Raw genomic sequence first — 23762 nt, forward strand, 5'->3', positions numbered from 1 at the left:
AACGCCGCACGGCGCGTGCGCCCGCCCCTCGGGGGCGGCCGCACGCGCCGTGACGGAGCGGGGGGCGGATCAGGCCAGGCCGTACTTCTCCGCCGCCTGCCGCACGGTCTCCTGCTTGACCTCGCCGCGGCGGGCCAGCCGGGACAGCGCCGCGACGACCACCGACTCGGCGTCCACGCCGAAGTGGCGGCGGGTGGCCTCGCGGGTGTCGGACAGGCCGAAGCCGTCCGTGCCCAGTGAGCACCAGTCCTGCTCCACCCACTGGCTGATCTGGTCCGGGACGGCCCGCATCCAGTCGCTGACCGCCAGCACCGGGCCGGGCGCTCCCTCCAGCACGCGCGTCACGTACGGCACGCGGTCCTCGCCGCGCAGCGCCGCCGCGTCGCACTCCAGGGCGTCCCGCCGCAGCTCGCTCCAGGACGGCGCGGACCACACGTCCGCGGTGACGCCCCACTCCTCGGCGAGCATCTGCTGCGCCTGCAGGATCCAGTGGATCGCGGTGCCGGAGGCGAGCAGCTGGACGTGCGGCGCGTCGTCGGCGGGCGCGGTGCCCTGGTTGAAGCGGTACAGGCCCTTGACGATGCCCTCCTCGACGCCCTCCGGCATCGCGGGCTGCACCTTCGGCTCGTTGTAGACGGTGAGGTAGTAGAAGACGTCCTCGGCGTCCGGGCCGTACATGCGGCGCAGACCGTCCCGGACGATGACGCCGACCTCGTAGGCGAACGCCGGGTCGTAGGTGAGCGCCGCCGGGTTGGTCGAGGCGATCAGCGGCGACTGTCCGTCCGCGTGCTGGAGGCCCTCGCCGGTCATCGTCGTGCGGCCGGCGGTGGCGCCGATGAGGAAGCCGCGGCCGAGCTGGTCGGCGAGCGCCCACATCTGGTCGGCGGTCCGCTGCCAGCCGAACATGGAGTAGAAGATGTAGAACGGGATCATCGGCTCGCCGTGCGTGGCGTAGGCGGTGGCCGCGGCGGTGAAGTCCGCCATCGAACCGGCCTCGGTGATGCCCTCGTTCAGGATCTGACCGTCCTTCGCCTCCTTGTAGTACAGGAGCTGGTCACGGTCGACCGCGTCGTAGGTCTGGCCCAGCGGCGAGTAGATGCCTGCGGACGGGAAGAGCGACTCCATGCCGAAGGTGCGGGCCTCGTCCGGGACGATCGGCACCCAGCGCCTGCCGGTCTCCTTCTCCCGCATCAGGTCCTTCACCAGGCGCACGAACGCCATGGTGGTGGCGATCTCCTGGGAGCCCGACCCCTTGAAGAGGGTGTCGAAGGGCTTGGCGGCGGGCTCCGGCAGCGCCACCGGATGCACCTTGCGGGCCGGGGCGGGGCCGCCCAGTTCGGCACGGCGCTCCTGGAGGTACCTCACCTCGGGCGAGTCGGCGCCGGGGTGCACGTAGGGGACCAGGTCCTCGTCGAGGCGGCTGTCCGGGATGGGCAGTTCCAGCAGGTCCCGCATGGCGCGGAACTCCTTGCCGGTCAGCTTCTTCATCTGGTGGTTGGCGTTGCGCGACTCGAAGCCCGGGCCCAGCGTCCAGCCCTTGACGGTCTGCGCGAGCACGACGGTGGGCGCGCCCTTGTGGGCCAGCGCCGCGCGGTAGGCCGCGTACACCTTGCGCGGCTCGTGGCCGGCGCGGGAGGTGCGGAAGCACTCGATGATCTTGTCGTCGGTGAGCAGCCTCCCCAGTTCCGCGAGGGCCGGCTCGGCGCCGAAGAAGTGCTCGCGGATGTAGGCGGTGTCGCGGGTGGCGTACGTCTGGAACTGCGCGTCCGGCACCTCCCGGAGCCGCCGCACCAGCGCGCCGGTGGTGTCGAGCTGGAACAGCTCGTCCCAGGCGGAGCCCCACAGCGACTTCACGACGTTCCAGCCGGCGGCGCGGAACTGCGCCTCCAGCTCCTGCACGATCTTGAAGTTGGCCCGGACCGGGCCGTCCAGCCGCTGCAGGTTGCAGTTGATGACGAAGGTGAGGTTGTCGAGCTGCTCGCGGCCCGCGAGGGCGAGTGCGGCGGTCGACTCCGGCTCGTCCATCTCGCCGTCGCCGAGGAAGGCCCACACGTGCGAACCGGCGGTGTCCTTGATGCCGCGGCCGGCCAGGTAGCGGTTGAAGCGGGCCTGGTAGATCGCGGCGAGCGGGCCGAGGCCCATCGAGACGGTGGGGAACTCCCACAGTTCGGGGCTGCGCCGCGGGTGCGGGTACGAGGGGAGGCCGTTGCCGCCGACCTCCTGGCGGAAGTTGTCGAGGTGCTGCTCGGAGAGGCGGCCGTCGAGGAAGGCGCGGGCGTAGATGCCGGGGGAGGCGTGGCCCTGGATGAAGAGCTGGTCGCCGGAGCCGCCCGTCTCCCGGTCCTCCTTGCCGCGGAAGAAGTGCTGGAACCCGGTCTCGTAGAGCCAGGCGGCGGAGGCGAAGGTGGCGATGTGGCCGCCCAGGCCGTAACGGCTGCCGCGGGTGACCATGGCGGCGGCGTTCCAGCGGTTCCACGCGGTGATGCGGGCCTCCAGCGCGCGGTCGCCGGGGATCTCCGGTTCGGCGGCGGTGGGGATGCTGTTGACGTAGTCCGTCTCGAGCAGCTTCGGCAGGGCCAGGCCGCTGCGCTCGGCGTGGTCGAGGGTGCGGCGCATCAGGTACGACGCCCGGTGCGCGCCCGCGTGCTCAAAGACGGCGTCCAGCGATTCCCGCCACTCGGCGGTCTCCTGCGGGTCGCGGTCCGGGAGCTGGTCGAGCTCGCTCGGCTGATGGGATACGGCGTCGGGCATGGTGGCCACCTCACCTCTCGCGGACGGACAGATGCGTCGTGCTGTGGGGGTTGTGCTGCGGGAAGGGTTCGTCCCCGATGGGCAGGCAGGACAGGGGATCGCCCCAGCGGAGTGACTCTACGTGCCGATCGATGATCGATCAAAGGTTCCGAGAGGAATTGGCACCCTGTGCCCCTGAAGTCGGCACGCCGTGCCGCCTTGTTTTCCGGGGTTACTGTCCGGTTCTACCCTCGGGTTCGCAGGTCGTGGCGCCGCAGTCGGCAGTGCACGGAGGGGCCGGTCGCGCGCGCCGTCAGGCGCGCGGCGCGCAGCCGAGCACGTGGTCCTTGACCAGCTCGCCGATGCGCGGATCCCGCCGCCGGAAGGCCTCCAGCACCGCCTCGTGCTCCTCCGCGTAGCTCTGCTGCACCGTGCCGAGCCAGCGGATCGACAGGGCGGTCCACACCTCGATGCCCAGACCCTCCCAGGTGTGCAGCAGCACGCTGTTGCCGGACGCCCGCACCAGCTCGCGGTGGAAGCCCACGGTATGCCTGACCTGCGCCTCGCCGTCCCCGGCCCGGTCCGCCCCGTACAGCGCCGCGACGTGCGGCTCCAGTCGCGAGACGTCGTCGGCGAGCCGTGGCGCGGCCAGTTCCGCGGCCATCTGCTCCAGGCCCGCGCGCACCGGGTAGATCTCCTCCAGGTCGGCCGCGGACAGCTCCCGCACCCGTACGCCCTTGTTCGGCGCGGACTCGATCAGCCGCAGCGCCTCCAGCTCCCGCAGCGCCTCCCGCACGGGCGTCTGGCTGACCTCCAGCTCCACCGCGATGCGCCGCTCCACGATCCGCTCCCCGGGCTTCCACCGGCCGCTGACGATCCCCTCCACGATGTGCTCGCGGATCTGCTCGCGCAGCGAATGGACGACGGGCGGGGTCATGAGGCTGCTCCTGAGGTCGGGTCGTTGGTCACGACCATACGGCGACGCCCCCGCCCGGATCACTCTCCGGGCAGGGGCGCCGTCGCATGGTGCGGAGGGTTACAGACCCAGCTCGCCCTCGAACTCGCCGGCCTCCAGGCGGGCCTTCACGTCCGAGAGGTAGCGGGCGGCGTCCGCGCCGTCGACCAGCTGGTGGTCGTAGGACAGGGTCAGGTAGACCATGTCGCGGACGGCGATGGTCTCGCCCAGGTCCGGGTGGTTCACGACCATCGGGCGGCGCACGGTGGCGCCGATGCCCAGCATGGCGACCTGCGGGTAGTTCACGATCACCGTGTCGAACAGCGCACCGCGCGAACCGGTGTTGCTGATCGTGAACGTGCCGCCGGACATGTCGTCCGGACCGAGACCGCCCTGGCGGACCTTGCCCGCCAGCTCGGCCGTCTTGCGGGCGATGCCCGCCAGGTTGAGGTTCCCGGCCTCCTTGATGACCGGGACCATCAGGCCCTTCTCCGAGTCCACCGCGATGCCGATGTTCTCGACGTCGTGGTAGGTGATGGTGCCGTCGTCGTTGATCTTGGCGTTGACGGCCGGGTGGGCCTTCAGCGCCTCGGCGGCGGCCTGCACGAAGAACGGCATCGGGGAGAGCTTGACACCCTCGCGGGCCTGGAAGGACTCCTTCGCCCGCGACCGCAGCCTCATGATGCGGGTGACGTCGACCTCGACCACGGTGGAGAGCTGCGCCTGGCTGTGCAGCGCCTTCATCATGTTCTCCGCGATCACCTTGCGGATCCGCGGCATCTTGACGGTCTGGCCGCGCAGCGGCGACGCCTCCAGCTTCGGCGAAGCCGGCGCGGCGGAGGGCGAGGCGGCGGCCGGAGCCTGCTGCTTCGCGGCCTCGGCGGCGGCGACGACGTCCTGCTTGCGGATGCGTCCGCCCACGCCGGTGCCCTTGACCTGCGCCAGGTCCACACCGTGCTCGGCGGCCAGCTTGCGGACCAGCGGCGTGACGTAGGCACCGTCGGCCTCGGCGCCGGCGGCCGGGGCGGGCTGCTGTGCCGGGGCGGCCGGCTGCGCCGGCACGGAGGCGGGGGCCTGCTGCCGGGCGGGCTCGGGCTGCGGAGCCGGGGCGGGCTCCGGCTGCGGGGCCTCCTGCTTCGGCGCCTCCTGCTCGGGTGCTTCCTCCTGCTGCTGCGGGGCCGGCTGTGCCGGGGCCTCGGCGGCGGGAGCGGCGTCACCGGAACCGATGACGGCCAGCTTCGCGCCGACCTCCGCGGTCTCGTCCTCGCCGACCACGATCTCCAGCAGCTTGCCGGCGGCCGGGGCGGGGATCTCGGTGTCGACCTTGTCGGTGGACACCTCCAGCAGGGGCTCGTCGGCCTCGACCGAGTCGCCGACCTCCTTCAGCCACCGGGTGACGGTGCCCTCGGTCACGGACTCGCCCAGCGCCGGGAGCACCACGTCGGTGCCTTCCGCGCCGCCGCCGGACGGGGCCGCCGCCTGGGCGGGCTCCGGCTGCGGAGCCTGCTCCTGCTGGGGCTCGGACTGCTGGGCCGGGGCCTCCTGCTGGGCGGGCTCGGCCGCGGGAGCCGCGCCGCCGCCGCCACTGCCGTCGTCGATCAGGGCCAGCTCGGCGCCGACCTCGACCGTCTCGTCCTCGGCGACCTTGATCGAGGACAGGGTGCCGGAGGCGGGAGCGGGGATCTCGGTGTCGACCTTGTCGGTCGAGACCTCGAGCAACGGCTCGTCGGCCTCGACCTGCTCACCCTCGGCTTTCAGCCACCGGGTGACGGTGCCCTCGGTGACGCTCTCACCGAGCGCCGGAAGGGTTACGGAAACCGCCATGGTTCCTGTTGCTCCTAACGAAAAGTGCGGTTGGTCTGCGTCGCGCCCGGTGGGGGATCAGTCGTGCGAGTGCAGCGGCTTGCCGGCCAGCGCCAGGTGCGCCTCGCCGAGAGCCTCGTTCTGCGTCGGGTGGGCGTGGATCAGCTGCGCGACCTCGGCCGGCAGCGCCTCCCAGTTGTAGATCAGCTGCGCCTCGCCGACCTGCTCGCCGAGCCGGTCGCCGACCATGTGCACGCCGACCACGGCGCCGTCCCGGACCTGGACCAGCTTGATCTCGCCGGCGGTCTTCAGGATCTTGCTCTTGCCGTTGCCGCCCAGGTTGTACTTCAGCGTCACGACCTTGTCCGCGCCGTAGACCTCCTTGGCCTTCTCCTCGGTGATGCCGACGGAGGCGACCTCGGGGTGGCAGTACGTCACGCGCGGCACGCCGTCGTAGTCGACCGGTACCGGGTTCAGGCCGGCCAGGCGCTCGGCGACCAGGATGCCCTCGGCGAAGCCGACGTGCGCGAGCTGGAGCGTCGGGATGAGGTCGCCGACCGCGGAGATCGTCGGCACGTTGGTGCGGCAGTACTCGTCGGCGAGGACGAAGCCGCGGTCCGTCTCGACGCCGGCCTCCTCGTAGCCCAGGCCCTGGGACACCGGGCCGCGGCCGATGGCGACCAGCAGCACCTCGGCCTCGAACTCCTTGCCGTTGGCCAGGGTGACCTTGACGCCGTTGTCGGTGTACTCGGCCTTCTCGAAGAAGGAGCCCAGCTGGAACTTGATGCCGCGCTTGCGGAAGGCGCGCTCCAGGAGCTTCGAGCTGTTCTCGTCCTCGGCGGGCACCAGGTGCGGCAGGCCCTCGACGATGGTGACCTCGCTGCCGAAGGACTTCCACGCGGAGGCGAACTCGACGCCGATGACGCCGCCGCCCAGCACGATCGCGGACTCCGGGACGCGGTCCAGCACCAGGGCGTGGTCGGAGGAGATGATGCGGTTGCCGTCGATCTCCAGGCCGGGCAGCGTCTTCGGGACGGAGCCGGTGGCCAGCAGGATGTGGCGACCCTCGTAGCGCTGGCCGTTCACGTCGACGGAGGTGGGGGAGGACAGCCGGCCCTCGCCCTCCACGTAGGTGATCTTGCGGCTGGCGACGAGGCCCTGCAGGCCCTTGTACAGGCCGGCGACGACGCCGTCCTTGTACTTGTGCACGCCCGCCATGTCGATGCCCTCGAGCGAGGTCTTCACACCGAACTCGGCACCGTCGCGTGCCGCGTCGGCGATCTCGCCGGCGTGCAGCAGCGCCTTGGTGGGGATGCAGCCGTTGTGCAGACAGGTGCCGCCCAGCTTGTTCTTCTCGATCAGGGCGACGTCGAGACCCAGCTGTGCGGCGCGCAGGGCAGCGGCGTAACCACCGCTGCCGCCTCCGAGGATCACTAGGTCGAAAACGGTGCTGGCGTCCTTCGCCACGTCACGTCCTCCATGCATGGGTGCGCCGGGACCGGTCTCGACCGGCCGGGCGGCTTGTGTTTCGGCCGCTTGTCTCTCTCGGCCCTGGACTCGGCTTCGTCTCAAGCCGTGGGGGCCCTGTCCTGCCGAAGACCCATCTTGTCACTTGTCGCCGGAAGACGGGACTCGGGGCCGCTGTACCGACGGGTACGGCCCCGATCCGCGCGAGCGAACGGGGCCGTACCTGTCGGGTGCCGTTGCGGCGGCGGGGGTCAGAGCACGTCGCCCGCGGCGGCGCGCTCGGCCAGCCGCACCAGGGTCCGCACGGCCACGCCGGTGCCGCCCTTGGGGGTGTAGCCGTGCGGCGCGCCGTCGTTGAACGCCGGGCCCGCGATGTCCAGGTGCGCCCACTTCGTGCCGTCGGTCACGAACTCCTCCAGGAAGAGGCCGGCGAACAGGCCGCCGCCCATCCGGCCGCCCACGTTCGCGAGGTCCGCGACCGGCGACTCCATGTCCTTGCGCAGGTGCTGCGGCGCCGGCATCGGCCACGCGTCCTCGCCGGCGTCGCCCGCGATGTCGTGCACGTTCCCGCGGAACGCCTCGTCGTTCGCCATGATGCCGAACGTACGGCTGCCCAGCGCGACCATCATCGCGCCGGTCAGCGTCGCCACGTCCACCACCGCGTCCGGGGACTCCTCGCAGGCACGGGTCAGCGCGTCGGCCAGTACCAGCCGGCCCTCGGCGTCGGTGTTCAGCACCTCCACCGTCTTGCCGCTGTACATGCTCAGCACGTCGCCGGGACGGGTCGCCGAGCCGGAGGGCATGTTCTCCGCCAGCGCCAGCCAACCGGTGACGTTCACCTTCAGGCCCAGCCGCGCCGCGGCCACGACGGTGGCGAACACCGCGGCCGCGCCGCTCATGTCGCACTTCATCGTCTCGTTGCTGCCGGCCGGCTTCAGCGAGATGCCGCCCGAGTCGTAGGTGATGCCCTTGCCGACCAGCGCGACCGTCTTCTTCGCCCGCGCACCGGAGTAGGACACGCGGACCAGACGGGGCGGGACCTCGGAGCCCTGGCCGACGCCGAGGATGCCGCCGTAGCCGCCCTTGGCGAGCGCCTTCTCGTCCAGCACCTCGACCTTGAGGCCGTGCTCCTTGGCGGCGGCCTGCACCTGCGCGGTGAACGTCAGCGGGTTCAGGTCGTTGGACGGCATGTTGATCAGGTCGCGGGCGCGGTGCACCTCGGCGGCGAGCACCTCGGCCCGCGCCACGGCCTCCTTGTGGGCCTTGTCACGCGGCTTGCCGCCGAGCAGCACGACCTCGCCGAGCGGGGCACGCTTGTCCTCGCCCTTCTTCTTCGCCTTGGCGTCCTCGCCGGCCTCCCGGCCGCGGTAGGTGGTGAAGGCGTACGCGCCGAGCAGCGCGCCCTCCGCGACGGCCGCGAGGGACTCGACGTCGTCGACGGGCAGGGCGAAGCCCGCCGACTTCTTGCCGCCCAGGGCACGGGCGGCGGCGCCGGCGGCGCGGCGCAGCGCCTCGGGGTCGTAGGAGGACTTCTTCTCCGGGATCTCGCCCAGGCCCACGGCCACGACCAGCGGGGCCTTCAGGCCGTCGCCCGGCGCGGGGACCTTGGTCACTTCGCCTTCGGCTCCGCCGGCCCCCAGCGTCTCCAGGATGGCGGCCAGTCCGCCGCCGAAGGCCTTGTCCACGGAGTCGTCGCCGGAGGCGACGACGGGGCCCTCGGCGCCCTTGGCGACACCGACGACGACGGCGTCCGCGCGCAGCGTCGCGCCGGACGAGGTGCTGAGAGTCAGAGCAGACACGGTGGAAGGGACCTGCTTTCGTTGAGTGAGCCGTCGGGGTGGTGCACGGCTTCGGGCACTTCGGGCATCGTATGCCCGCCTGGGCCCGTGTTTTCGGGCGACCCTACGCGGTTCCGGTGCGAAGCGCCGCCCCCGTGCCCCTCTCCGTCCCCGGCGAGCGGGACCGGCATGGGACGGGGGAGCGGTGCGGGGGAGCGGACGGCGGGCCTCAGCCGAGGGTGAGGGCGAGCAGGGCGACCGTGGCGGCGGACTCCGCTGCCGCGCCGAAGACGTCCCCGGTCACACCGCCGAACCGTGCCCGGCACCGCCGCACCAGCGCTTCCGCCGCGCACGACGCGGCCACCACGGCCACGCCGTACCGCCAGTCGACCGCCCCCGCAGCGACGACGGCGAGCACCGCGACGAGCAGCGCCGTCCGCACCGGTACCGCCCCGGCCACCACCGCACCGAGCCCGTCCGGCCGGGCTGCGGGCACGCCCGCCCGTGCCGCGAGCGTCAGCACCACCCGTGCGGCGACCGCCGCGACCAGCGCGCCGGCCGCCCCGAGCAGCCAGCCCGCGCCGTACAGTTCGGCGAGCGCGGCGACCTGGGCCAGCAGCACCAGCACGAGCGTCAGGACGCCGAAGGGCCCGATGTCGGACTGCTTCATGATCCGCAGCGCCTCGTCCGCGGGACGTCCGCTGCCCAGCCCGTCCGCCACGTCGGCCAGGCCGTCCAGGTGCAGCCCGCGGGTCAGGGCCGCCGGCACGGCGACCGCCGCCACCGCGGCGAGCAGCGGCCCCGCGCCCAGTACCAGCAGCGCCGCGCCCGCCAGTCCGGAGACCGCGCCGACCGCCAGCCCCACGAACGGGGCGCATCCCATGCCCCGCCCGGCCGCGGCACGGTCCCAGCGCGCCACCCGCACGGGGATCACGGTCAGCGTGCCGAAGGCGAACCGCAGCCCCTCACCCGTCGTCGCCCTGCCCGCGTCCATGACGACAGAGGCTAGCCGTCCGGCTGCGTGCCGGGCCGGACCAGGCCGCTCTCGTAGGCGGCCACGACCAGTTGCGCCCGGTCCCGGGCGCCGAGCTTGCCCATGATCCGGTTGACGTGCGTCTTCACCGTCAGCGGGCTCACCGTCAGCCGTCCGGCGATCTCGTCGTTGGAGAGCCCGCCCGCCACCAGGGACAGCACCTCGCGCTCCCGTGCGGTGAGCGCGTCCAGCCCCGGCACGCCGCCTCCAACGCCGTCGCTCCCGTCTCCGCCCGAGGCCCCGCCGTCGTGCGTGAGGAACCGCCTGATGAGGCCCTTCGTCGCGGCGGGGGAGAGCAGGGCGTCGCCCGCCGCCGCGATGCGGACGGCGGCCAGCAGCTCGTCCGGCTCGGCGCCCTTGCCGAGGAAGCCGCAGGCACCGGCCCGCAGCGCCCGGAGCACGTACGCGTCCTGCTCGAAGGTGGTGAGGATGACCACCTTCACGCGGGCGAGAGCGGGGTCGGCGCAGATCTCCCGGGTGGCCACGATGCCGTCCGTACCGGGCATCCGGATGTCCATCAGGACCACGTCGGCCGCTTCGCGGCGGGCGACCTCCACCGCCTCGGCGCCGTCCGACGCCTCGCCGACGACCCGCATGTCGGCTTCGGAGTCGACCAGGACGCGGAAGGCGCTGCGCAACAGGGCCTGGTCGTCGGCGAGTACGACGCGGATGGTCACGCCCCCCGCTCCCCGCCGCCGGGAGTCCGTACGCTCTCCGAGGCCGCCACGTCCTCCGAGGCCGCCACGTTCTCCGGAGCAGCCACGTCCTCCGGAGCCGGCACGCCGACGGCCCCGGACCCCGGTGCGGGCACCGGCCCCGGACCGGGCTCGGGCACCGTCGCGCGCAGCGGCAGCAGCACCCGGACGGCGAAGCCGCCGCCCTCGACCGGCTCGGCGTCGCACCGCCCGTTCAGGGCGGCCGCCCGCTCCCGCATGCCGGTCAGCCCGTGCCCGCCACCGCGGTGCTCCGCCCCGTCGCGCTCTCCGTGCCCGGCGTCCACGTCCTGCGCGCCGCGGGCCGCCGCGCCCGCGCCGTCGTCCACCACGCCGATCCGCAGTGCCGCCGGGTCCCGCGTGATGCGCACCGCCACCCGCGCCCCCGCGCCGACGTGCTTCTGCACGTTGGTCAGCGCCTCCTGCACCACCCGGTAGGCGGTGAGGTCGATGGCCGACGGCAACGGCGCCCCGCGCGGCGGCAGTTCGACGTCCACGCGGAGCCCCGCCTGCTCGAAGCCCGCCACCAGCTCCGCCAGCAGCTCCAGCCCCGGCGCCGGTTCGGTGGGCGCCGCGGGGTCGCCGGACTGTCGCAGCAGCCCGACCGTCGCCTGCAGCTCGTCCAGGGCGTGACGGCTGGCCTCCCGTACATGGGCCAGGGCCTGTTTCGCCTGGTCCGGCCGCTGGTCCATCACGTGCGACGCCACCCCCGCCTGCACGTTGACCAGGGCGATGTGGTGGGCGACCACGTCGTGCAGCTCGCGGGCGATGCGCATGCGTTCCTCGGCGACCCGGCGCCGGGCCTCCTCCTCCCGGGTGCGCTCCGCGCGCTCGGCCCGCTCCCGGATGGCGTCGACGAACGCGCGGCGTCCGCGCACCGCCTCACCGGCCGCGGCCGCCAGCGCCGTCCACGCGAAGATCGCCAGGTTCTCCTGCGCGTACCAGGGGCCCTCGCCGAACAGCATCGCCGAGGCGGTCAGGGTGCCGACGGTGATCGCGCCCACCCGCCAGGAGGTGGCCCGGTCGGTGCGGTTGGAGACCGTGTAGAGGGCGACGACGGCCGCCGCTGCCAGCGGCGCCCGGCTCGCGCCGGGCCCCGCCGCGTCGGGGTGGTCCAGCACCAGACCCGCCACCGTGACCACGCTGGTCACGCACAGCACGATCAGCGCCGCCGGGCGCCGCGCCACCAGCGACGCGCAGGACACGCCCGCCAGCACCACCGTGGTCAGGTCGAGATACGGGTCGCGGAAGGTGGGGTGGCCGTCCGGCCCGTGCGGTTCGGTGCCCGCCGCCGCCAGGACGCACAGCAGCGTGCCCGCCGCCAGCAGCGCGTCCACCACGTACGGGTGGGCGCGCAGCCTGCGCCGCAGCTCGGCCAGGCGTCCGCCGCCGGCGCCGAGGGGATCGATGGGGTCGCTGGTCACGGCACGCACGTTACGGGCTCCCGCCGGGGCGGCGCGCCGCCACCGCCGTCGACGGACGTGTCGCGCCGCTCACCCGCGAGGCGCCTACTCCGCCGGCTCCGGGTCCGTCGTGCCCGGGATCAGCCCGTCCTCGTTCAGCATCCCGCGCACCTCGTCCAGCGTGGCCTCCGGTGCCGGGAGGATCAGCTCGGAAGGCTCCAGCGCGTCGTCCGGGAGCGGCGTGCCCATCTCCCGCACCGCGTCCAGCAGCGCGCTCAGCGTGCGCCGGAAGCCCGTCTCGTCGCCGGAGTCCATCTCGGCGGCCAGCTCGTCGTCCAGCCGGTTGAGCTCGGGAAAATGGCTGTCCTCGAGCCTGACCTGGCCTTCTCCCATGATCCTGACGATCACGACGCTCTCCTCCTCACGAGGCGCACGACCCGGCACCGGCCGGACCCACCCGTCGGCCGGCCCGGCACCGGCCGGCGGTCACTGCTTGTCGAACCGGGGGGTGTCCTGCCCCTGCTGACCGCCGGTCTGGGCGGTGCCGTTCTGCGGGGCCTCGGTCCCGCCCTGCGCGCCGCCCTCGAGCGCCTGCCGCTCCGAGCCGGAACCGCCCGCCAGCTCCGCCTTCATCCGCTGGAGCTCCAGCTCGACGTCCGAACCACCGGACAGGCGGTCCAGCTCGGCCGAGATGTCGTCCTTCGCCGTGCCCGACGGGTCCTCCAGCGCACCGGAGGCGAGCAGCTCGTCGATGGCGCCGGAGCGGGCCTGGAGCTGCTGCGTACGGTCCTCCGCTCGCTGGATGGCCATGCCGACGTCGCCCATCTCCTCGGAGATGCCGGTGAACGCCTCGCCGATCCGCGTCTGCGCCTGCGCGGCGGTGTACGTGGCCTTGATCGTCTCCTTCTTGGTGCGGAAGGCGTCGACCTTCGCCTGGAGGCGCTGCGCCGCAAGGGTGAGCTTCTCCTCCTCGCCGGAGAGCGTCTGGTGCTGCGTCTCCAGATCGGTGACCTGCTGCTGGAGGGCCGCCCGGCGGGTCAGCGCCTCCCGGGCCAGGTCCTCGCGCCCCAGAGCCAGCGCCTTCTTGCCCTGGTCCTCCAGCTTGGACGACTGCGTCTGCAGCTGGCTGAGCTGGAGTTCCAGCCGCTTGCGGGAGGTCGCGACGTCGGCGACGCCGCGGCGCACCTTCTGCAGCAGCTCCAGCTGCTTCTGGTACGAGTAGTCGAGCGTCTCGCGCGGGTCCTCGGCCCGGTCCAGGGCCTTGTTGGCCTTCGCGCGGAAGATCATCCCCATACGCTTCATGACACCGCTCATGGGCCTCGCGCGCCCCCTTCAGTAACGGACTCGAGCCTCAGCACGTCTTCTTGACCCCAGGGTACGGGGCCTTCTTCCATTACCGCACCGCCTCGAACCGGATCCGCTCATCCGCGAGGACGATCATTCGCTCCGCTCTCCCGCGCAGGGAGGAGACAGCGGGTGCGGGACGGGGCGGTGTTGCCGGATCGTTCCCCCGCAGGGGTGGGGAGCACCTCCGGCGGCACCGTACTGTAGAGACGTGTTCCGAAGCCGTACGAAGGACGGGCAGGCCGTCACCAGGGTGACCGAGGCCGAGCCCCAGCAGATCCGCGACCCGCAGGCCCCCAAGGGCCGGCCCACGCCCAAGCGCAGCGACGCGCTGGCGCAGCGCCGCACCCTCGCGAAGCCCCCGGCCAACCGCAAGGAGGCTGCGAAGCGGGCCCGCGAGGCGCGCCGTGCCGACATGCAGCGGCAGCGGCAGGCGCTGGCCGGCGGCGACGAGCGGTACCTCCCCGCGCGCGACCAGGGGCCGGTGCGCCGGTACGCCCGCGACTTCGTGGACGCCAAGTGGTCGGTCGCCGAGTTCTTCCTGCCGATCGCGGTGCTCATCCTGATCCTCAGCATCGTGCCGTCGCCGCAGTTCAAGAACATCGCCTTCGTGATGTGGATCGGCGTCATCGCGACGATCGTCATCGACTCCTTCGCGATGAGCTTCCGCCTGAAGAAGGGGCTCGCCGAGCGCTTCCCGGACGAGAACCGGCGCGGCGCGGTCTTCTACGCCTTCATGCGCACCCTCCAGATGCGCCGGATGCGCCTGCCCAAGCCGCAGGTCGCCCGCGGCGAACGGCCCTGATCCGGCACGACCTGGTCGCCCGGCAGCTCGACGAACAGCTCGCCGCCCACTTCCCCGGCGGCGGCCCGCTGACCGTCCTCGAAGCCGGTCTCGGCCCGGTCGAACGGACGCTGCGTCTCGCGCGAGCCGGCCACCGGGTGACCGGTCTGGAAGCCGACGCCGCGGTGCACGCCTACGTGGGCGAGGCCCTCGACGCCGAGGACACGGCCGTACGGGAGCGGGTGCGCCTCGTCCAGGGGGGCGGCCAGGAGGCCGGAGCCCACTTCCCGCCGGGCACCTTCGACGTCGTGCTCTGCCACGACGGGCTGACCGCGTCGCACGACCCGGCCAGCACCCTGGCCGGACTCGCGCGCGTCCTCGCCCCCGGCGGCCTGCTGTCGGTCATGATCCGCAACGACGCCGCACTCGCCCTGCACCCCGCGCGCGCCGGCGACTGGGAGGCGGCACTGGCCGCGTTCGACTTCGCCGAGCGCGCCTTCCGCCTCGAACCGATGACCTCGCTGCTCGCGGGCGTCGGCGTGCCGCTGCGGGCCTGGTACGGCGTGCAGGTCTTCACCCCCGACGACGACCGCCGCGCCCTGCTGCCGCGCCAGCTCGCGGCCGAGGAGCGCGCCTCCCGTACGGACCCCTACCGGGGCGTGGCCGCCTACCTCCACCTGTGCGGTCTGCGCCGCCCCGCCGTCGTGGGGTGAACGCGGAGCCCGCCGGGGCCCAATCCCGGCGGGCTGGTACGCCCCGGGACCCGGGCTCAGGACCGCAGCGGGGTGACGACGCCCGCCACGGCGAGCAGCACCGTCTCGCACTCCGCGGCGACGGCCGCGTTCAGTCGGCCCAGCTCGTCGCGGAAGCGGCGACCCGCGGGCGTCTCGGGATGCACCCCGGAGCCGACCTCGTTGCTCACCAGCACCACCCGGCGCCGCGTCTCCCGCACCGCCGCCGCCAGCTCGGCCACCCGCCCGGCCAGCGCCCTGGCTCCGCCGCGCTCCCACCGCGCGTCCTCCCACGCGCCGACCGCGTCCATCGCGTCGGTCAGCCAGAGCGCCAGGCAGTCGACCAGCAGCGCCGGTTCCTCCGGTGCGGCGAGCAGCGGCGCGAGGTCGCAGGTCTCCACGGTGCGCCACGACCCCGGACGCCGCGCCCGGTGCGCTGCCACCCGCGCCGCCCAGTCCGGGTCGCCCTCTCGACGCCCGCTCGTCGCCACGTACAGCACGTCCGGATACGTCGCGAGCCGCCGCTCCGCCTCCACCGACTTGCCCGACCGTGCGCCGCCGAGCACCAGCGTGCGGCGCGGCGGCTCCGGCACGTCCTGGTACGCGCCGACGGCCAGCGTGGTGCCGTCCGGCACCGGACGCGCGCCCGCGGCGGCGAGCCTGCGGCGCAGCTCCCCACCCGGCGGCACGTCGTGATCCAGGTGGACGGCCACCACGTCCGTGGTCGGCCCGACAGCCCCCGCGGCCCGCAGCCGTGCCAGCCCGTCCGGACGCCCGATCACGTCGAGCAGCACCATCGCGTACGGCCCGCCCACCTGTTCGTGACCCGCCACGGCACCCTCGGGCGGCAGGTACAGCAGCCGCTCCCCGTCCGGACCGGCCACCTCGTAGCCCGTGCCCGGCGCGTCCAGCGCCACCGCCCGCACCCGATGCCCGCCGAGCAGCGACAGCTCCTGGCCGTCGGGCACGCGCACCGGCTGCGGCAGCGCGGCCGGGACCTCCACCGGGGGTCCGTCGTGCGGGTGCGACAGCAGTACCTGCCGCACGCCGTGCAGCGTCTTCCCCGCGCGGGCCGCCGCGAGGGCCGAGCCGGGGGTCAGGTCGAGCAGCAGCGTGCCGTCCAGCAGCAGAGCCGTCGCGGCCCGCGCGTCGCCGCCGGTCGCGCGGGCGCACGCGGCGCAGGGACAGTCCGGGCGGGGCAGTCCGGCGGGGGCACCGGTGCCGAGCAGAGTGAGTTCCACGCCCTGATCGTCTCGCGAGGCGTGGCCGGCCGCGCAACGGGCATTACGCTGCGGTGAGCAAGCACAGCCGATCAGTTGCTGCGGGAGGCGACATGGCGTGGACGTGGCGGTTCGAGAAGTCCGACGGCACGGAGACGGAACCCGTCGTCCAGCCGGACGAGTTCTCCACGCAGGGGGACGCCGAGTCCTGGATCGGCGAGGTGTGGCGCGAACTGCTCGACGGCGGCGCGGACCAGGTCACCCTCCTGGAGGACGGCACCAAGATCTACGGCCCGATGAGCCTCCACGGCTGACGCGCCGCTCGGCGGCGGCGTCGCCCCGCGACGGCGGGAGGCGCGGACCGCCGTTTCACCCCGGCGCGGGCACCGTGGCGCGCGGCGCCCGCGCCACGTGGGCGTGGGTGCACCGCCGCTCCGGGGCCCGGCCCCGCGGGCGTGCCCCGTTCGCGTAGCCTCTGCGCATGCCTGACGGGACCCTGAACCTCGACGCGTTCTCCGACCTCATCCAGCGGCCGCACGGCGGCCTCCGACGGGACGCGGAGGAGCGGCGGGCACGCACCGGCCTTCCCCCGCGGGCCCTGGGCCGGCTCGACGAGCTGGGGGAGTGGCTCGCCGCGGCGCAGGCACAGGTACCGGTGCAGCCGATCCGTAACCCCCGCTTCCTGCTCTTCGCCGGTGATCACGGCGTCGCCGGACTCGGGGTCTCCGCCCGTCCGGCCGGGTCCGCCCACACGCTCGTCCGGTCCGCGCTCGACGGCGACAGCCCGGCCGCGATCCTCGCGCGGCGTCTCGAGGTGCCGCTCCGCATCGTCGACATGTCGCTCGACTGCGACCCCGCCGAGCTGCCCGAGGACGTCACCCGGCACCGTGTCCGCAGGTCCTCCGGCCGGCTGGACGTCGAGGACTCCCTCACCGGAGCCGAGGCCGAGCAGGCCTTCCGCACGGGCATGGCGCTCGCCGACGAGGAGGCGGATTCCGGGACGGACCTGGTCGTGCTCGGCGACCTGTCCGTCGGAGGCACCACGGCGGCCGGTGCCCTCGTCGCCGCCCTCTGCGGGACCGACGCGTCCGTGGTGACCGGCCGGGGCGGTGCGCAGATCGACGACCTGGCGTGGATGCGCAAGTGCGCGGCGATCCGGGACGGGCTGCGCCGCGCGCGGCCCGTGCTCGGCGACCAGCTCCGGCTGCTCGCGACCGTCGCGGGCGCGGATCTCACGGCGATGACCGGGTTCCTGCTCCAGTCGGCGGTGCGGCGGACGCCGGTGATCCTGGACGGTGTGGTCTCCGCCGCCTGCGCTCTGGTGGGCCAGCGGGTGGCCTTCCGGGCCCCCGACTGGTGGCTCGCGGGTCAGGCCACGGACGAGCCCGCGCAGGCGAAGGCGCTCGACCGCATGTCGTTGGAGCCGCTCACGGACCACCGCATCGTGGTGGGCGGCGGGGCCGGGGCGCTGATGGCCGTGCCGCTGGTGCGTGCCGCGGCCGACCTTGCCGCGGGCCTGCCGGCGGACACCGGAGTCGGCGCGGGCGCCGAGGCGCCGGCGGACACCGAGGCGCTCGACGTCACCTGACGCCAGGCGGCTCGCTCCCGCACCCCTCCCGTGCCGGGCCGCGCCTCTCAGCGGCGGTCCTGTCCGGGCCGGTCGTCCCGCGAATCCCGCGCCGTGCCGTCGCGGTCGCCTCGCCGGTCCTCGCGGGCGCGGTCCGGTGATCCGCCCCTCCCCGGCGCCTGGCCGGCGCGCGGGCGGTCGCGGTCCTTCTTCTCGCCGCGCCGCTCCTCCCTCTCGGCCTTCTCCTGCTGCGCGTTTCCGTCCCGGCCCGTCTGAGCGGGCCTCCGGTCGGGGCGGTCCGGGCGGTCCGGTCTCCCGTCGGGCCCGTTCCGGAGGTCCCGGCCGCGCTCGTCGCCCTGTCGCTCCCGGTCGCCGCCCTCCTTCGTGCCCTTCCGGCCGTCGCGGTGCTTGCGCTGTTCGCGGTCCCCGTCCCGGCCCGGCGTACGGCCGGGAGCCGGGGCCGCCGGAGGCGTGAGCGTCCTCTCGCCGGGTGCGGTGGGCGGGGCCGAGGAGGGCGCGGGTTCCGCCGGCCCGCCTCCGGAGCCGCCCGGGAAACGGCCGAGGTCCGGCACCCCGCCGCCGGCGGCCACGGCGATCCCCCCGCCGAGCATGAGCGCGGTCACCACTCCGAGCGTGGTCGAACGCGGGCCGCCCCTCCGCCGCCGCTGCGCGGCGGAGACGGATGTGGACGCGGCGGCGTAGGCCGGTCCGGCGGGCCCCCGCGAGGCCGTCTGCCGAAGGCGTGCCGCGCGGAACGCGGCCACCGCCGCTTCCTCGCCGGGGGCGGGACCGCCCGCGCGGGGGAACGGCGGCACGACCGCGTCGAGCAGCGCGGCGAGGCGTTCCAGGTCGGCGACCCCGCCGCGCGGGACGTCGTACGGGTCCTCCTCGAGCAGCTGTCGGAGCCGTGACTCCTCGACCAACCGCTCCGGCATGGGTCTGGTACCTTCCTGCGCTCGCTCGACTCTGCTCCGGTGACGTCCACCGGAGCCGGTCGGTTCCCGGCGCCGGACTTCACCAGGTCACGGCAGCGCCAGCATCCGCTCCAGGGCCGTCTTGGCGTACTGCTCGGTCTCCGGGTCCACCTCGATGCGGTTGACCACGGTGCCCTCGACCAGCGACTCCAGCGCCCACACCAGGTGCGGGAGGTCGATGCGGTTCATCGTCGAGCAGAAGCACACCGTGCGGTCGAGGAAGACGACCTCCTTGTCCTCGTCCGCGAAACGGTTCGCCAGCCGCCGTACGAGGTTCAGTTCGGTGCCGATGGCCCACTTCGAGCCCGCGGGGGCGGCCTCGAGCGCCTTGATGATGTACTCCGTGGATCCGACGAAGTCCGCGGCCTCCACCACCTCGTGCTTGCACTCGGGGTGCACCAGGACGTTGACGCCCGGGATGCGGGCGCGCACGTCGTCGACGGAGTCCAGCGAGAAGCGGCCGTGCACCGAGCAGTGGCCGCGCCACAGGATCATCCTCGCGTCGCGCAGCTGCTCGGCGGTGAGGCCGCCGCCCGGCTTGTGCGGGTTGTAGACCACGCAGTCGTCCAGGGACAGGCCCATGTCCCGGACGGCGGTGTTGCGGCCCAGGTGCTGGTCGGGAAGGAAGAGGACCTTGTTCTGCCCGGACTCCCCCTGCTCGAACGCCCAGTCCAGTGCGCGGCGGGCGTTGGAGGAGGTGCAGATCGTGCCGCCGTGGCGCCCGGTGAACGCCTTGATGTCGGCGGAGGAGTTCATGTAGGAGACGGGCACCGTGCGCTCCGCCACTCCCGCTTCGGTCAGCACGTCCCAGCACTCGGCGACCTGTTCCGCCGTCGCCATGTCGGCCATGGAGCAGCCGGCCGCGAGGTCGGGGAGGACGACCTGCTGACGTGCGGAGGTGAGGATGTCGGCCGACTCGGCCATGAAGTGCACGCCGCAGAAGACGATGTACTCGGCTTCCGGACGGGCGGCCGCCTCCCGCGCCAGCTTGAAGGAGTCACCGGTGACGTCGGCGAACTCGATGACCTCGTCCCGCTGGTAGTGGTGCCCGAGCACGAAGACCTTGTCGCCCAGCTTCTCCTTGGCCGCGCGGGCGCGCTCCACCAGATCCGGGTCGGAGGGGGAGGGAAGCTCGCCGGGACAGTCGACGCCGCGTTCGCTCGAGGGGTCGGCCTCGCGGCCGAGCAGGAGCAGGGCGAGCGGCGTGGGCTGCACGTCCAGGGGTTGGGTGGTGGACACGATCACGCACCCTTTCTGTTCGGAACACGCGTTCTGATCCACGCGTACTTATCGTCTTAGTGACGTTATCTATCATAACCGGTTCACGTCAGTTTGACGACGGGCATCGTGTCGATGTGACGCATACCGCCACCCCGGGTGACCCCACGGCGTCCCGCCCCGTCCCACCCGGTACGCCGCACGCTCGTGACCGCCCCGCGCCGGATGTGCGAGCATGAGAACCGCAAGGGACGAGGGATCGCGACGTGCCGGGACTGGAATGAATCCGGGATGTCTTCCGTTCCAGCCCATGGCAGAGCAGTCCGAACAACCCGGGAGAGAAGCAGATGTCCGTATCGGACGAGACCGCTGTGAGTGAGGGCATCATCCTGTCCGACGCCGCCGCGGTGAAGGTCAAGAGCCTCCTCGAGCAGGAGGGTCGTGACGACCTCGCGCTCCGCGTGGCCGTCCAGCCCGGTGGCTGCTCCGGCCTTCGGTACCAGCTCTTCTTCGACGAGCGTTCGCTCGACGGCGACGTGGTGAAGGACTTCGACGGCGTCAAGGTGGTCACCGACCGGATGAGCGCCCCCTACCTGGGCGGCGCCTCCATCGACTTCGTCGACACCATCGAGAAGCAGGGCTTCACCATCGACAACCCGAACGCCTCGGGCTCCTGCGCCTGCGGCGACTCGTTCAGCTGATCAGCTGAGGCAGCCCGCCGGGCACCTCGCGACGAGGTGCCCGGCACGGCGCACGACGAGGGCGGCGACCCCTTCCGGGTCGCCGCCCTCGTCATGCGTGCGTCGTGCGTCGTGCCGACGCGTCGGTCACTTCTTCGGCAGCGGGTCGCCGCTCCTGGCGTCCAGCACCTTACGGTCGTCCAGCGGCTTGTCGAGCTGCACCGTCACCTTCTGCTTCTCGGCGATCATGATGCAGTTCTCCTTGGGCTCCGGGTTCTTCGGCTCGACCTTCACCTCGACCCCGCCGTCCGCCGGCTTCGCGACGGCCCGGTAGTCGTGGCAGACGCCACCCCAGAAGGTGACCGTCAGGTCACGACCGTCGGCGCGGTACGAGATCAGCTTCCGGCCGTCCGGCGATCCGGGGGAGACCGGCGTGTCACCGCCGTCCTCGCCGCCCTTGTCCTCGGGAGTGCGCAGGTACTCGCGCTCCACTGCCGGGAAGGCGACCTGGTAGGTGCCCTCGGCACCCTGCTTCTCCACGTCGAAGATCCACGCGGGGACCAGGACCGGCGCGCCCTTCGAGTACTCGGCCGCCAGACCGAACGTCGCACCGCTCACCGTCGCGGTGGCCTCCCCGCCGCCCGGGGACGAGCCCTCGGAACCGGGGGGCGCACACGTGATCACGTCGTCGGCCTTCGGGTAGCCGCCGAGGTCGGTGTTCTCGTCCTTCGGGCGCGGCGGCGGCGCGTCGTCGCAGGACGGGACCTCCGGCATGCCGGCGGGCGCACGGTGCTTGTTCAGCGCCTTCAGCGTCTCCTCCGCCGTCATGACCGGGTACACGGCGCCCTTGACCAGCTCGCCCAGCCGGCCGTGGCCCCGCACCAGCTCGCCGGCGGCGTTCACCGTGAACGTGCTGGACCAGTCCTGGGAGGGGAAGCCGCCGGGACGCGGCTTCGCGGTCACCAGGCGGGTGTCCTGGTAGGAGTGCGACGCGTCCAGCGCAGCCTTCTCCAGGTCGAGCGCCTCCAGCGCGGGCTGCACGGTCTTCTTCGCCTCGTCGGCGGGCACCGGGTCGCCCCCGCGCTCACCGTCGCTGCTCGGCTGCCCCTCGCCGTCGGCCTGCTGGTCGGGGCACGGGGCGGGCGGCTTGCCGGCGCCGCCGTCCTTCGGCTTGCCGCACAGGTCGTCGCCGGTGGGCCGGTGGCGGATGAAGGACCACGCGCCGGAATCCTCGTCCACCGTCAGCAGCGGACCGCTCCCGTCCGGCGTGCCGCCGACCCGCCAGCCCGCGTCGCTCTCCGTCGGGGCGCCGTCCACGCCGAACGCGTCGGCGATCGCCTGCATCTCGGCCTCGGTCACGTCCCCTTCGGGACGGTGCACCGGCGCCGAGCCCGGGCCGTCGGGCAGGTCGCCCTCGGCCTCGTACACGGTCGCGTTGGGGTTGGGCTCGCCCGGCGCGATGCCGCGCTCCGGGGTGTCGCCCGACTCGCTCAGCCCGAGGCTGTCCAGCACAAGCGGCGGCGGCTTCTCACGGCTGTCGGCGGCGGCCGTCGTGTCGTCGTCCGACTCGGCGGCGTTCGAGGCCCAGTAGGCTCCGCCGCCTCCGGCCAGCAGAACGGCCGTCGCCACCGAGGCGACGGTCAGTCGCCGGCGCAGTCGGGGTCCCTCGGGGGTCTCCTGGGTGCTCACCACATCGCTCCTTCGGCTCCGCTCTTCTGTCGGGCCCGCATCCCTTGCGGGGACGCCCCTTGGACGGGACCGGACGGCGAGCGGTTCCCGGGCCGTTCCGCCGGCCGCGTCACGGGACCGCGCCACGGGGGCGCCGAGCGGGGCGACGAGAGGCCGTTCGTGGGCGTCCGGCAGCCCGTCGACCAGGGCCGATCCGGGCGAAGCGCGGCACGGCCGGCGGCGCGGTGTGCGGGCGGCACGGTGTGGTGTGCGGACGGGCCCGGGTCCGTCCGCACGGCCCTCCGCCCCACGCGGACCGGGAGACCGGGTCTCCCGGACAGGTCCTGGCGCGGTCCTAGTCCCCGTAGTCGGACATGCCGTCCAACAGGTGCGCGGAGCGCTCCGGGACGTGCACCCCGCGCGGCCGCTCCGACGCCGCCGCGCACGGCGCGGCACCGTGCGCCGTGCGGGGCCAGCGCTCGGACATTCGTGCGCAGTCGCCGCGCAGCTGGGCGAGGGACTCCGGCTCCGCCGAACGGTGACCGGCTGTGGGCGCATCGGCGCCATGGGTGCTCATACCCCGACAGTACGCATGCTCCGAAGACGGGGGAAAGCCCTACTATCTGGTAGTTCTGTCCTGTTCGGATACGGTCGGTGACCGGGTAGCGTGGTCGGGACCGCCTTCCGTTCTCCTTCCTGGAGCGAATTCGCCGTGCGTATCGCTGTCTCCGGCTCCATCGCGACCGACCACCTGATGACCTTCCCCGGCCGTTTCGCCGACCAGCTCGTCGCGGACCAGCTGCACACGGTCTCGCTGTCCTTCCTGGTCGACTCCCTGGACGTGCGCCGCGGCGGGGTGGCGGCGAACGTCTGCTTCGGCATGGGCTGCCTGGGCGCCCGCCCGATCCTGGTCGGCGCGGCCGGCGAGGACTTCGAGGAGTACCGGGCCTGGCTGGACCGGCACGGCGTGGACACCGAGTCGGTGCGCATCTCCACCACCGCGCACACCGCCCGCTTCGTGTGCACCACGGACGCCGACCACAACCAGATCGGCTCGTTCTACACCGGCGCGATGAGCGAGGCCCGCCTGATCGAACTCCAGGCCGTGGCCGAGCGCGTGGGCGGCCTGGACCTGGTGTGCATCGGCGCCGACGACCCCGAGGCGATGATCCGCCACACCGAGGAGTGCCGTACCCGCGGCATTCCCTTCGCCGCCGACTTCTCCCAGCAGATCGCGCGCATGGAGGGCGACGACATCCGCGTGCTGACGGAGGGCGCGACGTACCTCTTCACCAACGAGTACGAGAAGGGCCTGGTCGAGTCCAAGACCGGCTGGAGCGACGCGGACATCCTCGACCGGGTCGGCACCCGGGTGACCACCCTGGGCGCCAAGGGCGTGCGGATCGACCGCAAGGGCGAGGAGCCCCTCCTCGTCAGCCCGCCCGAGGAGGAGGCCAAGGTCGACCCCACCGGCGTGGGCGACGCCTTCCGGGCCGGCTTCCTCACCGGTCTGAGCTGGGACGTCTCGCTCGAACGCGCCGCGCAGGTCGGCTGCATGCTGGCCACCCTGGTCATCGAGACCCTGGGCACCCAGGAGTACGAGCTGCGTCGCGGCAACTTCATGGAGCGCTTCACCAAGGCCTACGGCGACGCCGCGGCCGCCGAGGTGCAGTCCCACCTCGGCTGACGCCGGA

21 protein-coding genes are annotated in these 23762 nt (G+C 73.4%); 6 read left to right on the forward strand and 15 right to left on the reverse strand.

The features are described from left to right. Positions 1 to 69 precede the first annotated feature (69 nt). The 10 genes from aceE to K304_RS0106480 all read right to left on the reverse strand — a co-directional run bounded on the left by aceE (position 70) and on the right by K304_RS0106480 (position 13184). Complete coding sequence (gene aceE, locus K304_RS0106435) at positions 70 to 2751, reverse strand: pyruvate dehydrogenase (acetyl-transferring), homodimeric type (protein ID WP_027763076.1); 2682 nt, start codon at positions 2749 to 2751, stop codon at positions 70 to 72. Between the two features lie 292 nt (positions 2752 to 3043). Then, complete coding sequence (locus tag K304_RS0106440; protein ID WP_027763077.1) at positions 3044 to 3667, reverse strand: GntR family transcriptional regulator; 624 nt, start codon at positions 3665 to 3667, stop codon at positions 3044 to 3046. Positions 3668 to 3766: 99 nt separating this feature from the next. Continuing rightward, positions 3767 to 5509 (reverse strand): 2-oxoglutarate dehydrogenase, E2 component, dihydrolipoamide succinyltransferase, encoded by a 1743-nt coding sequence (gene sucB, locus K304_RS0106445; RefSeq protein WP_027763078.1) that lies wholly within the window; start codon positions 5507 to 5509, stop codon positions 3767 to 3769. Between the two features lie 57 nt (positions 5510 to 5566). Then, positions 5567 to 6955, reverse strand: a complete 1389-nt coding sequence (gene lpdA / locus K304_RS0106450) for a dihydrolipoyl dehydrogenase (protein ID WP_027763079.1) — start codon at positions 6953 to 6955, stop codon at positions 5567 to 5569. 251 nt (positions 6956 to 7206) lie between these two features. Then, complete coding sequence (locus K304_RS0106455) at positions 7207 to 8754, reverse strand: leucyl aminopeptidase (protein ID WP_027763080.1); 1548 nt, start codon at positions 8752 to 8754, stop codon at positions 7207 to 7209. 208 nt (positions 8755 to 8962) lie between these two features. Continuing rightward, positions 8963 to 9727, reverse strand: a complete 765-nt coding sequence (cobS, locus tag K304_RS0106460) for an adenosylcobinamide-GDP ribazoletransferase (protein ID WP_027763081.1) — start codon at positions 9725 to 9727, stop codon at positions 8963 to 8965. Positions 9728 to 9738: 11 nt separating this feature from the next. Next, entirely contained in the window at positions 9739 to 10443 is a 705-nt protein-coding gene (locus K304_RS0106465) for a response regulator transcription factor (protein ID WP_027763082.1), read from the reverse strand. Next, positions 10440 to 11903 (reverse strand): sensor histidine kinase, encoded by a 1464-nt coding sequence (locus tag K304_RS27630; protein WP_486591594.1) that lies wholly within the window; start codon positions 11901 to 11903, stop codon positions 10440 to 10442. The genes K304_RS0106465 and K304_RS27630 overlap by 4 nt, the downstream gene beginning before the upstream one ends. A gap of 84 nt (positions 11904 to 11987) precedes the next feature. Next, a complete protein-coding gene (gene pspAA, locus K304_RS0106475) occupies positions 11988 to 12290 on the reverse strand; it encodes a PspA-associated protein PspAA (RefSeq protein WP_027763083.1) in 303 nt (100 codons plus the stop codon). A gap of 78 nt (positions 12291 to 12368) precedes the next feature. After that, positions 12369 to 13184 carry a PspA/IM30 family protein gene (locus K304_RS0106480; protein WP_027763084.1) on the reverse strand — a complete coding sequence of 272 codons (816 nt, stop codon included), beginning with the start codon at positions 13182 to 13184 and terminating at the stop codon, positions 12369 to 12371. A 253-nt stretch (positions 13185 to 13437) separates the two neighbouring features. Here K304_RS0106480 and K304_RS0106485 point away from each other — a divergent pair, with 253 nt between their 5' ends. Both K304_RS0106485 and K304_RS0106490 read left to right on the forward strand, forming a co-directional pair. Next, positions 13438 to 14031: a DUF3043 domain-containing protein gene (locus K304_RS0106485; RefSeq protein WP_027763085.1), complete on the forward strand. Its 594-nt coding sequence runs from the start codon at positions 13438 to 13440 to the stop codon at positions 14029 to 14031. Continuing rightward, positions 14028 to 14723 (forward strand): methyltransferase domain-containing protein, encoded by a 696-nt coding sequence (locus K304_RS0106490; protein WP_027763086.1) that lies wholly within the window; start codon positions 14028 to 14030, stop codon positions 14721 to 14723. Before K304_RS0106485 ends, K304_RS0106490 begins: the two co-directional genes overlap by 4 nt. 56 nt (positions 14724 to 14779) lie before the next feature. Here K304_RS0106490 and K304_RS0106495 read toward each other — a convergent pair whose 3' ends face one another. Beyond that, positions 14780 to 15982: a bifunctional adenosylcobinamide kinase/adenosylcobinamide-phosphate guanylyltransferase gene (locus K304_RS0106495; protein ID WP_027763087.1), complete on the reverse strand. Its 1203-nt coding sequence runs from the start codon at positions 15980 to 15982 to the stop codon at positions 14780 to 14782. A 92-nt stretch (positions 15983 to 16074) separates the two neighbouring features. Between K304_RS0106495 and K304_RS0106500 the strand changes: the two genes are divergently transcribed. Then, positions 16075 to 16275, forward strand: a complete 201-nt coding sequence (locus tag K304_RS0106500; RefSeq protein WP_027763088.1) for a hypothetical protein — start codon at positions 16075 to 16077, stop codon at positions 16273 to 16275. Between the two features lie 167 nt (positions 16276 to 16442). Then, the gene (locus tag K304_RS0106505; protein WP_027763089.1) at positions 16443 to 17549 is read left to right on the forward strand and encodes a nicotinate-nucleotide--dimethylbenzimidazole phosphoribosyltransferase; all 1107 of its coding nucleotides are present in this window, start codon (positions 16443 to 16445) and stop codon (positions 17547 to 17549) included. 47 nt (positions 17550 to 17596) lie between these two features. On the opposite strand, the gene K304_RS0106510 is transcribed toward K304_RS0106505, so the two are convergent. Next, entirely contained in the window at positions 17597 to 18463 is an 867-nt protein-coding gene (locus tag K304_RS0106510; RefSeq protein WP_027763090.1) for a hypothetical protein, read from the reverse strand. Positions 18464 to 18550: 87 nt separating this feature from the next. Then, positions 18551 to 19741 carry a quinolinate synthase NadA gene (gene nadA / locus K304_RS0106515; RefSeq protein WP_027763091.1) on the reverse strand — a complete coding sequence of 397 codons (1191 nt, stop codon included), beginning with the start codon at positions 19739 to 19741 and terminating at the stop codon, positions 18551 to 18553. Between the two features lie 326 nt (positions 19742 to 20067). On the opposite strand from nadA, the gene K304_RS0106520 reads away from it, so the two are divergent. After that, positions 20068 to 20421: a HesB/IscA family protein gene (locus K304_RS0106520; RefSeq protein WP_027763092.1), complete on the forward strand. Its 354-nt coding sequence runs from the start codon at positions 20068 to 20070 to the stop codon at positions 20419 to 20421. Between the two features lie 126 nt (positions 20422 to 20547). Here K304_RS0106520 and K304_RS0106525 read toward each other — a convergent pair whose 3' ends face one another. After that, entirely contained in the window at positions 20548 to 22089 is a 1542-nt protein-coding gene (locus K304_RS0106525) for a hypothetical protein (protein WP_051307971.1), read from the reverse strand. A gap of 334 nt (positions 22090 to 22423) precedes the next feature. Further along, entirely contained in the window at positions 22424 to 22645 is a 222-nt protein-coding gene (locus tag K304_RS32005) for a hypothetical protein (protein ID WP_037789344.1), read from the reverse strand. A gap of 135 nt (positions 22646 to 22780) precedes the next feature. Between K304_RS32005 and K304_RS0106535 the strand changes: the two genes are divergently transcribed. Further along, on the forward strand, positions 22781 to 23755 hold the full coding sequence (locus K304_RS0106535) for a carbohydrate kinase family protein (RefSeq protein ID WP_027763094.1): 975 nt from the start codon (positions 22781 to 22783) through the stop codon (positions 23753 to 23755). Positions 23756 to 23762: the final 7 nt, after the last annotated feature.

This window comes from Streptomyces sp. CNS606 (assembly GCF_000426325.1).

What these genes read in the sequence shown, in the direction of transcription:
- K304_RS0106500 (WP_027763088.1), top strand. Translation starts at nt 16,075, where the DNA reads ATGGCGTGGACGTGGCGGTTCGAGAAGTCCGACGGCACGGAGACGGAA.
- K304_RS32005 (WP_037789344.1), bottom strand. Translation starts at nt 22,645, where the DNA reads ATGAGCACCCATGGCGCCGATGCGCCCACAGCCGGTCACCGTTCGGCG.
- K304_RS0106505 (WP_027763089.1), top strand. Translation starts at nt 16,443, where the DNA reads ATGCCTGACGGGACCCTGAACCTCGACGCGTTCTCCGACCTCATCCAG.
- K304_RS0106510 (WP_027763090.1), bottom strand. Translation starts at nt 18,463, where the DNA reads ATGCCGGAGCGGTTGGTCGAGGAGTCACGGCTCCGACAGCTGCTCGAG.
- K304_RS0106440 (WP_027763077.1), bottom strand. Translation starts at nt 3,667, where the DNA reads ATGACCCCGCCCGTCGTCCATTCGCTGCGCGAGCAGATCCGCGAGCAC.
- K304_RS0106520 (WP_027763092.1), top strand. Translation starts at nt 20,068, where the DNA reads ATGTCCGTATCGGACGAGACCGCTGTGAGTGAGGGCATCATCCTGTCC.
- sucB (WP_027763078.1), bottom strand. Translation starts at nt 5,509, where the DNA reads ATGGCGGTTTCCGTAACCCTTCCGGCGCTCGGTGAGAGCGTCACCGAG.
- cobS (WP_027763081.1), bottom strand. Translation starts at nt 9,727, where the DNA reads ATGGACGCGGGCAGGGCGACGACGGGTGAGGGGCTGCGGTTCGCCTTC.
- aceE (WP_027763076.1), bottom strand. Translation starts at nt 2,751, where the DNA reads ATGCCCGACGCCGTATCCCATCAGCCGAGCGAGCTCGACCAGCTCCCG.
- K304_RS0106480 (WP_027763084.1), bottom strand. Translation starts at nt 13,184, where the DNA reads ATGAAGCGTATGGGGATGATCTTCCGCGCGAAGGCCAACAAGGCCCTG.